Source organism: Streptomyces apocyni, from assembly GCF_009739465.1.
Taxonomy (GTDB): domain Bacteria; phylum Actinomycetota; class Actinomycetes; order Streptomycetales; family Streptomycetaceae; genus Streptomyces; species Streptomyces apocyni.
This window is the reverse complement of sequence record NZ_WHOM01000044.1, coordinates 38240-51817: the sequence shown is the minus strand read 5'-3', so window position 1 is coordinate 51817 and position 13578 is coordinate 38240. Positions and strand designations below refer to the sequence as shown.

Below are 13578 nucleotides of genomic sequence, written 5' to 3'. Positions count from 1 at the left end.
AGGCATCATCATGTCCGGAAACACTTCCGCACAGCTGAACACCGCATTTCTCTTCCCCGGCCAAGGCGGATTCGACGGCGACGCGCTCCGCGCGGCGCAGGCGAACTACCCGCAGGTCCGCGAGATCTTCGAGCGGGTCGACGCGGAGACCATGAACCTCTTCTCGCGGCGAATAACCGACGCGCTCTTCGGCCCGGGCGAGGCCGCCGACCTGCGGGAACTACTCGACGGCGACCCGTGGGTCTCGCAGGTGGCCATCTACGGGGCGGGCCTCGCCGCCTACGAGGTCTTGGCCGCCCGGGGCGTACGGCCCGATGTCCTCGCCGGGCACAGCCTCGGTGAGATCACCGCGCTGGTAGCCGCGGGCGCCTTCTCGATCGAGGACGGCGTACGCATCGTCGTGCAGCGCGTGGAGGTCATTCAGCGGCAGAACGGCATCGACGGCCGCATGGTAGCCCTGTCCGCCGGCGCGGGCCGGGCCCGGCGCCTCCTGGACCTGCTGGACGACCCACTGCTCGCGGTCGCCACCGAGAACCACGACGAGCAGACCGTGGTCAGCGGCCCGAGCAAGGTCCTGGACCGGGTGGTGGCCATCGCCGGAGAGCTGGGCATCGGTACCATCGAGATCGACGCGCCCTTCCCCTTCCACACCCCGGCGCTGGCGTCCGCCGCTCCTGAATTCGCCGAGTACGTAAGGAAGCTGGACCAGCTTCCGCTGCTGCTCCCGGTGTACTCGCCGATTCTCCAGCGGTACTACGAGCCCGACGACGCGCTGGCCGACCTGCTGGCGGAGCACTTCGTCAAGCCGGTCCGTTTCGCCACCGCCGTCCGTCACCTCCAGGACGAGGGCGTCACCACCTTTGTGGAGGTGGGCGGTCGTGCGGCGCTGTCCAAGCTGGTCACCCGCCTGACCAAGGAGGCGGAGGTGCGCTCCCTCGCCACACTCGCCGTCGGCGGAGACGGGCAGCTCGCGCTCGACGCCACCCTGGAGACCCTGCGGGGCGCGGACCCGACTCCCAACCTCGCGGCACTGCTGGCTCCCTCCGTGCCGGTGCGCGTGTTCGAGGCGTACTGGAACGAACACGGCGCGGCAGTCGTCCGGCGCATCGCCGACGACCTCGCGGCCTTCCAGCCGGAGACAGCCGCCACCGGCGCTGAGCCGCGACAAGAGGCGTCCCCGGCCAGCGCGGAGGGAGCCTCGGCGGCCCCGGACCGTGCCGCGGTCTTCGCCGAGCTCCGGACCCTGTACGCGGGGGCCTTGGAGTACCCGGAGGAGGTCTTCGAGGACGGCGTGCAGTTGGAGGCCGAGCTCGGCGTCGACTCCGTCAAGCAGGTCGAACTGCTCTCCCGGGTCTCCAAGCACTACGGGCTGCCGCCGCGCACGTCGGGTTTCCGGCTCGCGGACCACAGCACGCTGGGCCGGATCGCCGACTTCGTGCTCGCGGAGCTGGCCGGTCAGAGCTCCGTCACGGCGGGCTGAAAACGTCCCGTCGGCTCCTGACCGGTTCCCCGCTCCCGTAGCAGCAGAAGGGCACACGCTCCATGAAAGACCTCACAGGCAAGGTGGCGCTGGTCACCGGCGGGTCGAAAGGGATTGGCAAGGCCATCGCGCGCGAACTCGCCGCGAGAGGCGCCCACATCGTCCTCAACTACTTTCACTCGCACGACCAGGCCAAGCGGACGCGTGACGAACTGGTCGCGGAAGGCTACCGGATCGATCTCGTGCGAGCGTCGGTTGCCAGGCAGGAGCAGGTCGACCGCATGTTCGCGGAGGTCGACCGGCTGCATGGCAGGCTCGACATTCTCGTCAACAGCGCCGCCGACGGCGCGCTGCTCCCGCTCGAAGAGATCAATGACGACCACCTGAACAAGGCGCTGGAAACCAACTACAAGGGCGGGCTGCGCTGCGCGCGCGCCGCCGCGCTGCTCATGGCCAAGGGCGGCGGCGGCTCGATCGTCACCGTTTCCGCACTCGGTAGCTCACAGATGGTGATGGCGAACTACTTGGCCTGCGCCCCCGCGAAGGCCGCGGCCGAGGCGGCCTCCCGGTATCTGGCCGTGGAACTGGCGCCGTTGGGTATCCGGGTCAACACGGCGTCCGCGGCCATGCTGGACAGCGAGGTGGCGGACAAATTCCCTCGAGCCCCGGAGATGCAGGAGGTCATCGCGCGGGCCACCCCCTTCGGACGGCTCGGCAGGCCCGAGGAGTTCGCCACCGTCGTGGCGTTCCTGGCGTCGGACGACGCGCGCTGGATCACCGGCCAGGTGATCCTCGCCGACGGTGGCCTCACGCTCGGCGCGGCTCTGCTGTCGCCCCCACAAGCCGAGGCGGCTCCCGTGCCGGAGGCCATACCGGAGGCCGCACCGGAGCTCGATCCGGCCCCCCGGCCTGTCGCCGACGCGGACCACGAGCCGGAGGCCGAGCAGGAGTTCGGCGACGATCCCATCGCCGTCGTGGGCATGGGGCTCGCCGTCGGGGGTGCCAACAGCCCGGAGGAGTTCTGGAACCTCCGCATGTCGGGTGAGGAGCTCTTCACCAAGGTCCCCCAGGACCGCTGGCACCACGAGAACTTCCACTCAGCCGACGTGACGGCCGAGGACAAGGCCTACGCCGATCACTGTGTGTTCATCACCGACTTCGAGCCAGTCGACGGCGCCCTCGACGGTATGGACGGCGGTGCCGACGAGCAGGAGCTGACCACCAAGTGGTTACGGCACAGCCTGGTGCAGGCGCTCGACGGGGTCCGTTACGAGGCCACTGACGCCTGTTCCTTCGTGGTCGGCTACACCCCGGACGGCAGCCAGCACCTGGAGGAGGCCGGGGTCCTCGGCAGCCTCACCCGGCTGACGCACGGGATCGTTGACGAACTCGACCTGCCCGCAGGGGCGCGCGACGAACTGAGCGAGGGCATCGACGCGGCGCTCAGCCGCCGGTACTGGCGCGGTGGCACGACCCCGTCGCGCTTCCTGCCCCACCGCGTGGGCGAGTTGGCGATGGAGGGAATCCTCCCCCCATCCACCGAGCTGCACATGGTCGACACCGCCTGCTCCTCCTCGCTGTACGCCATCGACATCGCGGCCAAGGGCCTGCTGATGGGCAAGCAGGACATCGCCGTCTGCGGCGGGGCCTTCGCCCTGGCGCCACGCGGCACCGTGCTCTTCTCGAAGCTCCAGGGGCTCTCCAAGACCGGGCGCGTGCATGCCCTGGACGAGGCCGCCGACGGGGTGGTCTTCGCCGACGGCGCGGCGCTCGTCGTACTCAAACGCCTGAGCAAGGCGCGCGCGGACGGTGACCGCGTGCTCGGCCTGCTGCGCGCGTTCGGGTCCTCGTCCGACGGCAAGGGCAAGGCGATCTACGCCCCGAACTCCGAAGGCCAGGCCCTCGCGGTACAGCGCGCCCTGGAGGGCGGCGACGTCGACGGCGGCGATGTGCGGTGGATCAACGCGCATGCGACGGGCACGCCGGCCGGTGACCTCGCCGAGTTCACCACCCTGCGCGAGTACTTCGGAACGGACGCGACGACCGCCGTCACATCCAACAAGTCCCTGATCGGACACACCGGTTGGGCCGCGGGTGTCGTCTCGCTCATCGAGAACCTGATGGGCCTCCAGCAGCAGACGATCCCCGGGCAGTACCGATTCACCCACGCCCGTGAGGACTTCCGGCTGGCGGAGACCGGCCTGGAGATCCCCGCGGAGGCGGCGCGGTGGCCCCAGCCCACCGACGACCGGCGGAGGCTCGCGGCCGTGTCCGGCTTCGGCTTCGGCGGTACCAACGCCCACCTCATCGTCGGCGAGGACGTCGGCGAGAACGCAGCCGAGGCCGCACGGCGCCGGGACCGGATGATCCCGGCCACCAGGAAGCCGGACGCCGACAGCCGCGTCGCCATCGTCGGCTGGTCCTCCCACCTGCCGGGCATGACGGGCGACGACGAGGTGTCGCGCTGGCTCGCCGACGGACAGCAGCCGCTGGACACCTTCGGGGACACCTACCCCTCGCCTCCGTTCAACGAGGTCCGGCTGCCGCCCAAGACGATCCGCGCACTGGACCGCTGCCAGCTCATGATCCTGCGGTGCGCCCACCGACTCCGGGACCAGCTACCCGAGTTCTGGGACGCGCAGGCCGCGAAGACCGGCGTCTTCGTTGGCCACATGGGCCCGACCAGGGCAGCCATGCTGTACGCGAACCGGTGCTACCTGGACGACGCCGGGCAGGCGCTCGCCGACTCGCCGCTGGCGGACTCGGCTGAAGCGGCGAAGGTGCTGGACCGGCTGCGCGAGCAGGTCCGGGCGGTGATCCCGGCCTCCAATGAGGACGCGTTTCCGGGCCAGATGCCCAACATCATCTCCGCGCGGGTCGCGAACTACTTCGACCTCCACGGCCCGAACATGACCATGGACTCCGGCTTCGCCTCCGCCCTTTCGTCGATCACCTCAGCCAGCCGTTACCTCCGCACCGGCGAGCTGGACTTCGCGCTCGCGGGCGGCATCAACGGCAACAGCCTCCCGGAGTACCGGGCGCTGATCGGCGACCTGCTCCCAGAAAAGGAAAGCGAACTGGCCGAGGGCGCCGTCCTGTTCGCCCTGACCACCGAGGAGCACGCCCGGAACGCGGGTCTTCCCGTCCTCGCCTACGTTGACGAGCCGCTTGACGGCCGGGCCGCGCGGGCCGAGCCCGGCACCGCGCCTGAGCTCCCCACCGTGCCGTACGGAGCCCCCGCGTACGCCCGGTACCTGGGCGCGGCTGGCGGGCTCGCTGTCCTCAAGGCCCTGCACGGGCCGTCGGGCACGGTGGAGGTCCGCCGCGACGAGAGCGGGGAGTCCTCCGGCGTACGACTCCGCCTGACCGTCGCACCACAGGGGCGCGGGAACCAGACGTCCGACACCGCCGTGACCGGCAAGCTGCCCGAGAGCTTCGTCTCGCCAACCCACACCGGCGACGGGACGCCGCTGACCGTACGCCGCCAGGTCCCGGCCCTGGAGGACGTCCCGCTCCGGCGGGTACGGGACGCGGAGCCCTTCTTGCCGGACGGAGCCGTCGTCGTCACAGACGCCCCCGGCCTGCTCCGACAAGTAGCGGACCAGGACGCTGAGCTGACCGTCATTTCCACGGTGGCCCTCACCGATCCCCGCCCCGGCTGGCACCACGTGGAGCGAGTGACCCCGCAGACGGTCGCCGCGGCACTGGCGGGTAGCGGCCGGCCAGTCAGGCACCTGAGGGTGTTCAGCGATCTGGGCCGCACCGCACCGCCCGGGCGGCCGCTCACGGAGGGCGCGGCGCCCCTGCTCGCCCTGCACGACGCCGTGTTCCTGGCTGTACAGAACCTGCACGAATCCCTGTCGACCTCGGCCTCCTCCCTGGTCATGCTCTTCCTCGACGCGGTGCCCGGCGGCGTCCCGCACCCGTTCTCCGGCCTCTTCACGGGCCTGCTCAAGAGCGCGGGCCATGAACTCACCGGCAGCACCAGCTTCGGCCTGCTGACCTCGGGCAACGACCCGGCCGACGCCGTACGGCTGGTGGCGGAGGAGAGCCGGGCGCACCGGGATTTCCCGGTGGTCGTGGACGCCGACGGCGTGCGGAGGACGTACCGGCTGCGGGAGGAGCCCAACGTCCTGGACACGGCGTCCGGTGCGGTACTGGACCGGGACTCGGTGGTCGTCGTCGCGGGCGGCGCCCGTGGCATCACCGCCGAGGTACTCAAGGCGGTCGCCAGGCACTTCGGCCCGCGGATCTACGTGTTCGGCAGCAACGCACTCGACAGCTATCCGGCCTCCGTATTCGCCGGGAGCGACGAGGAGTTCGCGGCGGGCCGGGCGGCGTACATCTCAGCCGAACGCGCCAAGGACGGCGACGGCCGGACGGTCGCGGACATCAGCAAGGCCTTCGACCGGCTGCTCAACGCCCGCGCGGCCCGGCAGAACCTCGACGCGATGGCCGAGCACAGCGGAGCCGGCCGGGTGACGTATCTGACCTGCGACATGCGGGACGGCGCGGCAGTGGAGAAGGCCATCGGCCAAGTCCTCGACGAACAGGGGCGGATCGACCTGCTCGTCAACGCGGCCGGGCTCCAGCGCTCGGCGCTCATCCGGGACAAGGACTTCGGGGAGTTCACCGCCATCCGCGACCTCAAGGTCGAGTCCTACCTCCATCTGAAGCACGCGCTGCGCGCCGCCCCGCCCCGGCTGTGGTGTAACTTCGGCTCGCTGCTCGGCTACTTCGGACAGCTCGGCGAGTCCGACTACGCCTCCGCCAACGACTTCCTGGGCACCGCGGCGACCCATGCGGCAGCCACATCACGGCAGGACGAGTTCACCATCGGCTGGACCCTGTGGGCCAGTGTGGGGATGGGCGCCGACGAGCTGACGAAGGCGTACTACGAACGGGCCGGTTCCTACAGCAGCATGCCGGTCCACGAGGGCGTGCACCACTTCGTCCAGGAACTGCACGCACCCGTGCGGCGGCCCTCGCTCGTCCACCTTGGGGACGCCGAGCGCGCCACGGTCGAGGACTTCTACCCCGGCTACCTGGCCTCGGCCTCCGAGAGCGGCGGTGGCTTCTTCCTGCGCCGCACGATCGAGTCCGACAGCGATCACGCGGTCTTCGAGTGCCCCTTCGACCTGAACACCGACGCCTATCTGGAGCACCACACGGTACGCGGCGAGCCGACCCTGCCCGGGACGTTCGTCACCGAGCTGGCCGCCGAGGCCGCGCGGCACCTGGTCCCGGGCAAGCACGTCATCGCCTTCGAGGACCTGCGCTTCGAGCACTTCCTGCGCGTCTACCGCGACCTGCGGACGGGCCCCAAGCGGCTGACCGCCCAACGCGTCGACGCACCCGGTGACACGAGCGTCGTCGACGTGCGGATCACCGAGGACGTGGTGTCCCCGACAGGTGTCGTGCTGATCCGGGACCGGGTGCACTTCACGGTCCGGGTGCTGCTCGCCGATGCCTTCCCCGCGGCCCCGCGCTGGGAGGCCTGGGACACCGCCGACGACATCCCCGTCCCCGACCCGTACCACCAGAAGGGTTCCCCGGTGAAGCTGACGGGTCCCTTCGTCTCCACCAGCGACACCCGTATCCACCCCAAGGGCAAACGCGCCCGCTATGCCCTTCGGCTCCCGGCGGACGACCCGGCGTTCTCGCGCTTCACCGTCCCGAGCATCCTGCTGGACGGCCTGGCCAGGGTCGGGGTCCTGGAGCTGGTCGACGACCACCTCATTCCCGTCGCCGCTCCGCTGTCGATCAGGCGCATCGACCTGTACGAGGAGACGAACGACCAGGTCCTGTCGGCGGGGCGGGACCATATCGAGCTCTACGCGACACCGCCCGGCTTCGACCTGGCGTCCGACCGGGTCGACAACCGGTTCGTGGCCACCCGCGCCGACGGCCGGATGCTGCTGCAGATGAAGGACATGCGGGCGACCTTGATCGGTTACGTCGACGCCAGGACCGGGGAGGCCATCGCCGCCGAACGCGACTGAGCGCCACCGAAACAGGACTGACAGAGAACCGAGGAAGAAAGGAGTCAGCCCATGTTGTCCGTACGGGAAGAGCGGCGGGCGCCGCACGCACCCGTTGGCGTGCCGGGACCCACGTCCCCTGACGGCGCTGTCCAGCCGGTGACGCGTATGGAGTGGCAGCTCACCAGCCTGCCGGAGAGCCCGGCCGACCCCGCGCGGCTGGCCGGGATGCGGGTCCTGCTGCTGGGCGGCGGCCCGAGTGACGCCGCCGCCGTGGAGCGGGAGTTGAGCGCGCGCGGAGCGCGGGTACGCCGGCACGAGGCCGCTGGCGGGGCATCCGCCCTGCCGGGCGACGGCGCGGTGGACGCGATCGTCGACCTCACGCTGGGCCCTGCCTCCACGGGCGCGTCCCCAGCCGACGGACTGGCGGACGCGTGGAGTGGCCCCCTGCTGAGGACGGTCGCGGCGCTACGGGAGCAGTACGAGGACTGGGCGTCGGAGACCTCGGCGCAGCGGCTGTTCTACCTGGCCGTGACCTATCTGGGCGGCGGGATGGGCCAGCACCCGCACGACGACCTGGCGCAACCGCTGGGCGGCGTCTGGGCAGGGCTCGCCAAGACGCTCCACCGCGAACTGCCCAACTGCAACGCGCGCGTGGTGGACACCGGCCGCGCGTCGGCGCACGAACTGCCCGGGATCATCGCGGCGGAGCTGGGGCGCCCGGGCGAGCTGGAGGTCGGCTACCGGGACGGACGGCGACTGACGCTCACGCCGGTCGCCATGCCCGTGGGGGAACCGACCGTCACTCTCGGCCCCGACGACTGTGTGCTGATTTCCGGCGGCGGGCGCGGCATCGGCTGGGAGCTGGCCCGCACGCTCGCCAGAACGTACGGCACGCGGGTCGTGGTGACGGGAAGGGAGCCCTTTCCGGCACCGGACGAGCCCTGGTTCGGCGTGGATGAGGCCGGACTCAAGGCGTACGAGAAGGAGCTGTGGGCCCAGCGTCGTCAGGGGCGGCCGCTGGCCGACATCCGGCGGGACATCGCACGACACCGCCGCCTGTGGGAGCTGGCCGCCAACATCAGCGGCGCGCGGGCAGACGGACTACGGGTCGATTACGCCCGGTGCGACTTCACCGACCGGGAGCAGGTGCGCGCCCTGCTGGACAGGGAAGGCCCCGGGCTGACCGGTGTGGTGCACAACGCGGGCGTGGACATCGCGGCCCGGCTGCCCAAGAAGTCGGACGACGACATCCTGCGCACCGTCCACACCAAGATCGGCGGCTTCGTCCATCTCCTGGAGGAACTGCGGGGCCACGATCTCAAGTTCTTCTGCAACGTGGGCTCCCTCACCGGGAGGCTCGGTGGGATGGTCGGCCAGCTGGAGTACGCGGCGGCGAACGAGGGCCTGGCGCGCCTGGGCCACTGGGCGGGCCGCCAGGTCGGCTTCCCCGTCATGACGCTTGCCTGGCCGACCTGGGACCGCATCGGCCTGATCGCCAACTTCTCGGCCACGCTGCGTTACATGGCTGCCCTTGATGTGACCGACGGCCTCGCGAAGTGGCAGGGCGAGCTCCTTGCCGGAACTGAGGGCGAGGTCACGTTCGTCGGGCCGCTGGGCGGGGCGATGAGCCCCGGCCAGGCCACCGACTACCCGGTCGTACCCGATCTGCCCGGATTCACTGGCACGTACCCGAGGATCTTCCACCTCGGCGAGGTCGCCGAGTTCCGGCCGCACACCCGGCTGGTCTCACGGGTGACCTTCGATCCCGAAACGGCCCCCGTCCTGCGGGACTTCCTGGTGGACGGCGTGCCGACGGTACCGGTGAGCGTGCTGCTCGAGAGCGCGGTACGGGGGGCGGAGTGGGTCGTTCCGGAGGACTATCCGGTGCTGCGCGTCGCCTGCCTGGAGGAGGTGGTCGTACCGCTGGAGCTGATGCGTCTCGACGCTGGCACGCTCTGGGAGCGGGAGGTGCGCGGCGCGCACCAGGGGGACACCTGGGTGGCCGAGGTCCGCTTTCGGCGACCGGGCGACGGTGCCGGCGGGACGGAGCCGGAGGCCAGCCTGCGGATCGTCTACGAACCCGGGGGCATCCGCTCGCCCTCCCTGCCCCGGCCCGATGTGGTGCGGACGACGACCTGGCGCTCGGGGCCCCCGCTGCTGGAGTGGCGGTCCTCGGTGGTGCCGGCGGCGGTCTGGTCCCAGGAGCCGGACGGCCGCCGGGTCGCCGAGGTGCCGCCGTGCGCGCCCAACGACCTGTGGGCCACGCACTATGTACCGCGCACGGCGCTCTCTTTCTCCGTACTGGAGAACGTGGTGCGGGCATGCGCCAGGCTCGGGGAATCCCTCTCCGTCGCCGTCGATCCACTGGTAATAGGGCGCATTGTGGTCCATTCGCAGGAGTGCGGGAATTCTCATGTCGAGGGAGATCCCGCACTGGGTGTCTGGAAGGCGAGAAGTGTGCCATCGGGACTTCCCGTGATGACGATTTCAGGCCTTCGGGGACCCATCGGAATCGATTGACCGAATCCTTTCGAGCAGTCGTTTCGTGACGAAGACGTGACGAAGAGAAGATGTCGAGAGATATGGGAGAGTGTTGATATGTCGGACCTGCTGAAGAACAAGGCCGTGCTGGAGCGCTATTACGAGGAGTGCCTCAACAAGGGGAACCTCGACGTCATCTACGAGGGTGCGGGTGACGGGCACATCAGCCACGGCACCGCCCCCAACGGCAAGGAGGGCGTGGAGCACCTGAAGGAGTGGGTGCGGCTCCAGCGCGCCTCCTTCCCCGACCTCCAGGTGACGGTCGATGACTGGATCCTGGAAGGCGACAAGGTCGTCAGCCGGTTCACCGCGAGGGGTACGCACACCGGAGAGCCCTATGAGGGAGTGCCGCCGCTCGGGCGGGAGTTCGCCGTCAGCGGCATCGTCATCGACGCGTTTGACGACGGGCTGATCGTGGAGAGCTGGTTCTCGCTGGATGGCCTCGAACTGGCCAAGCAGCTCGGGGCGTTGGGCTGACAGCGAAGGCCCCGGCGCCGCCGGGCGCCGGGGCCTCGCGGGGCAGGCGCCGGGCCTCAGCCGTGCCGGACGGAGCGCGCGTACTCATCCGTGATCGGTTCGGCATGGGCCTCCGCGTTGCCGCCGGCGGCGATCGCGTCCAGTGCGCGCTGGAGGACGACGGTGTCCTCCAGCGTGTGGATCTCGGTGATCCTGCCCCACTTGAGGTACAGGAACTGGGTCATGGTGTTGTCGTAGCGGCTGCCGTCCGGGAGAGGTCCGCCGATCCGTACCCGAGTGGCGACCTTGGTCAGCCAGGGGCCGCCGGAAACGATGATCTCCAACGGCTCGAAATCAGCGTCGGGGATCAGCCTGAAGACCCGCTGCCACCACAGGCTCATCGCCTCGACCGTATGGCGCTCGCCCGAGAGCGCGTGCTCCCCGTAGAACACGTACGTGAATTTCGGTGCCAAGGTGTCCACCATGGACTGCCAATTCCCTGCATTGATGTCGGCGAATGCCTTGCGCAGCTTTAACTTGACGATTCGGTGGTACACGGAACAGCTCCCTTCGAAGGGGGAGGCGAATGTGAAAGCAACATGCCTCCCCGAATGATGCCCTGCGGCGTGACCATTGATACCACGGTATTGGAATTTCAGTCGAGGTAGCGAGAAGGAGAAGGTAATGACAGCACCACCATCCGTGCTGATCACCGGTTGTTCCTCCGGCATCGGCCGCGCCTGTGCCCTGCGGATGCACCGGTCGGGAATGACCGTCTACGCCACGGCGCGCAGGCCAAAGACCCTCAAGCCGCTCGCAGACGAGGGCATCAGGACCCTGCGGCTGGACGTCACGGACGAAGAGAGCATGCGTGAGGCCGTCGATACGGTCGAAGCGGCGCACGGTGCGGTCGGGGTGCTGGTCAACAGCGCGGGGTACGCACTCTCCGGTGTGGTGGAGGAGGCCGGTCTCGACGACATGCGGCGGCAGTTCGAGACCAATGTCTTCGGTCTTGCCAGGCTCAGCCAGCTGGTGCTTCCCGCGATGCGCGCCGCGCGCAGCGGGACCATTGTCAACGTCTCCTCGATCTTCGGCCGTTACGCGGTCCCGGGGGGCGGCGTGTACCAGGCGTCCAAGCACGCGGTCGAGGCACTGAGCGACGCGCTGCGGCTGGAGACAGCCGCTTTCGGGGTCCGGGTCGCCCTCATCGAGCCGGGTCCCGTGCGCACCACCGAGTTCGGCGCCACGTACATCGCGAACTTCAAGCCCGTGAGCGAGGATTACGCGGAGTTCCGCAGCCGTACGGCCGAGTATTTCGACGCGATCTACACGGGCAGCCGCCGCACCCTCGCCGGCACCTTCGCGATCCAGGCTGACGACGTCGCCCGCACCGTGGAACGCGTGGCCCGCAGCCCGCGCCCGCGTGCCCGCTACCCGGTCGGTTTCCTCGCCCACAGCACCCTCGCCCTGCGGCGGCTGGCCCCGGACGTCGTCTTCGACAACCTCTTCGTGCGGCGCGCGTTCCCGGTGCCCCGGAACACCGGCCGCAGGCCGGTCCCGCGGGTGGGGCCAGAGCCCCGACAGCCACGACACCAAGGAGACAAGTCATGAGCACAGCCGCCGTCGCCCCTGGCCCCAAGGGCGTCCCTCTGCTGGGCAGCCTCGGTTCCTGGCGCGGCAACACCGCCGAGTTCCTGCTGGGTCTGCAACGTGACTACGGCGATGTCGTGCGCATGCGGCTCGGCCCGATGACGGTCCACCAGGTCACCGGGCCCGACGCGGTGCACCAGGTGCTGGTGAAGAATCACGGAAACTACGTGCGCGGCCCCCTGTACGAGCAGTTCGGCGTGGTCATGGGCAAGGGGCTGCTCACCTCGGACGGCGAGTTCTGGCGCGGGCACCGACGGGCGGTCCAGCCGGTGTTCCTGAAGAACGCCGTCCTCGACATCATCCCGAACGTCGTGCGGGCCACCCACGAGATGCTCGACGAGTGGGAGGTCAAGGCCCAGCGCGGCGAGCCCGTGGACCTGATGGCCGAGATGCTCAAGCTCACCCTCGTCACGCTGAGCCGCTCGCTGTTCGCGTACGACATCAAACCCTCGTCCCGGGTGCTCAAGCTGATCGTCGACGATGTGGTCGAGGTGATGTTCCGGCGCGGTACGGCATCCGAGATGCTGCCCTCCTGGCTGCCGACCGACCGCAAACGCAAGATCACCCGTATTCACCAGGTCTTCGACAAGATCGTCGCCGATGTGCGGGGCAGCCATGCGCGCACCGGCGAAGGACCGCTGATCTCCCTGATGGAACAGGCCGAGGACCCGGCCACGGGCCAGCCCTGGACGGACCAGCAGATCCGGGATGAGCTGCTGACCATCTATCTGGCGGGCCACGAGACGACCGCGGTGTCGCTTTGCTGGACGCTCCTGTCCATCGCCAACCACCCTTCCGTACAAGAAGAGCTGGACAGCGAGGTCGAGCGCGTCCTGGGCGGCGGGCCGCCCGATGCGGAGAACGCCGACGCACTCGCGTACACGCAGCGGGTCGTGGACGAGAGCCTGCGCATGCACCCGCCCATCTGGATCTTCCCGCGCGCCGCGGCCGGCCCGGACACCCTGGACGGATACGCGATCGAGGCGGGGTCCTCGGTCCTCCTCTCACCGCTGGTGTCGCACCACAACCCCCGCTACTGGGACAACCCGCTGGCCTTCGACCCCAGCCGATTCACGCCCTCTGCCGTAAGGGAGCGGCCACGCATGGCGTACTTTCCCTTTGGCGCGGGGCCGCGCCAGTGCGTCGGGAATTCCATGGCGCTGCTGGAACTGCGGACGATCGTGGCGATGATCAACCAGCGGTTCAAGGTCAGCATGATCCCCGGCCATGCGCTGCGGTATGGCTCGCCGGTGATCTCGCTGCGCCCCTTGAAGGATGTGATGGTGCGCCTGACCTCGCGCGAGCGCGTGGTGTGGACGTCACCGGATCGGGCCCCGGCCACCGGGGAGACCTCCGCGGCGGAGGCGCTCAGCTGTCCCGTCACCGGCGGGACGGGCCAGCAGGCGTAGACGGAGTCACCGACCGCCCCGTTGTCGCGGCGACGGGGCGGGGAGGACGGGGGCGAGG

General features: G+C 69.8%; 7 protein-coding genes. 6 read left to right on the top strand and 1 reads right to left on the bottom strand.

From position 1 onward, the window contains the following. Positions 1-10 precede the first annotated feature (10 nt). From GCN81_RS09340 to GCN81_RS09325, 4 genes are all read left to right on the top strand, one after another. Positions 11-1480 (top strand): acyltransferase domain-containing protein, encoded by a 1470-nt coding sequence (locus GCN81_RS09340; RefSeq protein ID WP_156723592.1) that lies wholly within the window; start codon positions 11-13, stop codon positions 1478-1480. A 62-nt stretch (positions 1481-1542) separates the two neighbouring features. Continuing rightward, entirely contained in the window at positions 1543-7482 is a 5940-nt protein-coding gene (locus GCN81_RS09335; RefSeq protein ID WP_156723591.1) for an SDR family oxidoreductase, read from the top strand. 51 nt (positions 7483-7533) lie between these two features. Next, a complete protein-coding gene (locus GCN81_RS09330) occupies positions 7534-9984 on the top strand; it encodes a KR domain-containing protein (protein WP_156723589.1) in 2451 nt (816 codons plus the stop codon). Positions 9985-10062: 78 nt separating this feature from the next. Then, positions 10063-10482, top strand: a complete 420-nt coding sequence (locus GCN81_RS09325; protein ID WP_156723587.1) for an ester cyclase — start codon at positions 10063-10065, stop codon at positions 10480-10482. 56 nt (positions 10483-10538) lie between these two features. On the opposite strand, the gene GCN81_RS09320 is transcribed toward GCN81_RS09325, so the two are convergent. After that, positions 10539-11018, bottom strand: a complete 480-nt coding sequence (locus tag GCN81_RS09320; protein ID WP_156723585.1) for a nuclear transport factor 2 family protein — start codon at positions 11016-11018, stop codon at positions 10539-10541. Positions 11019-11145: 127 nt separating this feature from the next. Between GCN81_RS09320 and GCN81_RS09315 the strand changes: the two genes are divergently transcribed. Both GCN81_RS09315 and GCN81_RS09310 read left to right on the top strand, forming a co-directional pair. After that, positions 11146-12072: an SDR family NAD(P)-dependent oxidoreductase gene (locus GCN81_RS09315; RefSeq protein ID WP_156723583.1), complete on the top strand. Its 927-nt coding sequence runs from the start codon at positions 11146-11148 to the stop codon at positions 12070-12072. Further along, positions 12069-13520, top strand: coding sequence for a cytochrome P450 (locus GCN81_RS09310; protein ID WP_156723581.1), 1452 nt, complete (start codon positions 12069-12071; stop codon positions 13518-13520). The genes GCN81_RS09315 and GCN81_RS09310 overlap by 4 nt, the downstream gene beginning before the upstream one ends. Positions 13521-13578: the final 58 nt, after the last annotated feature.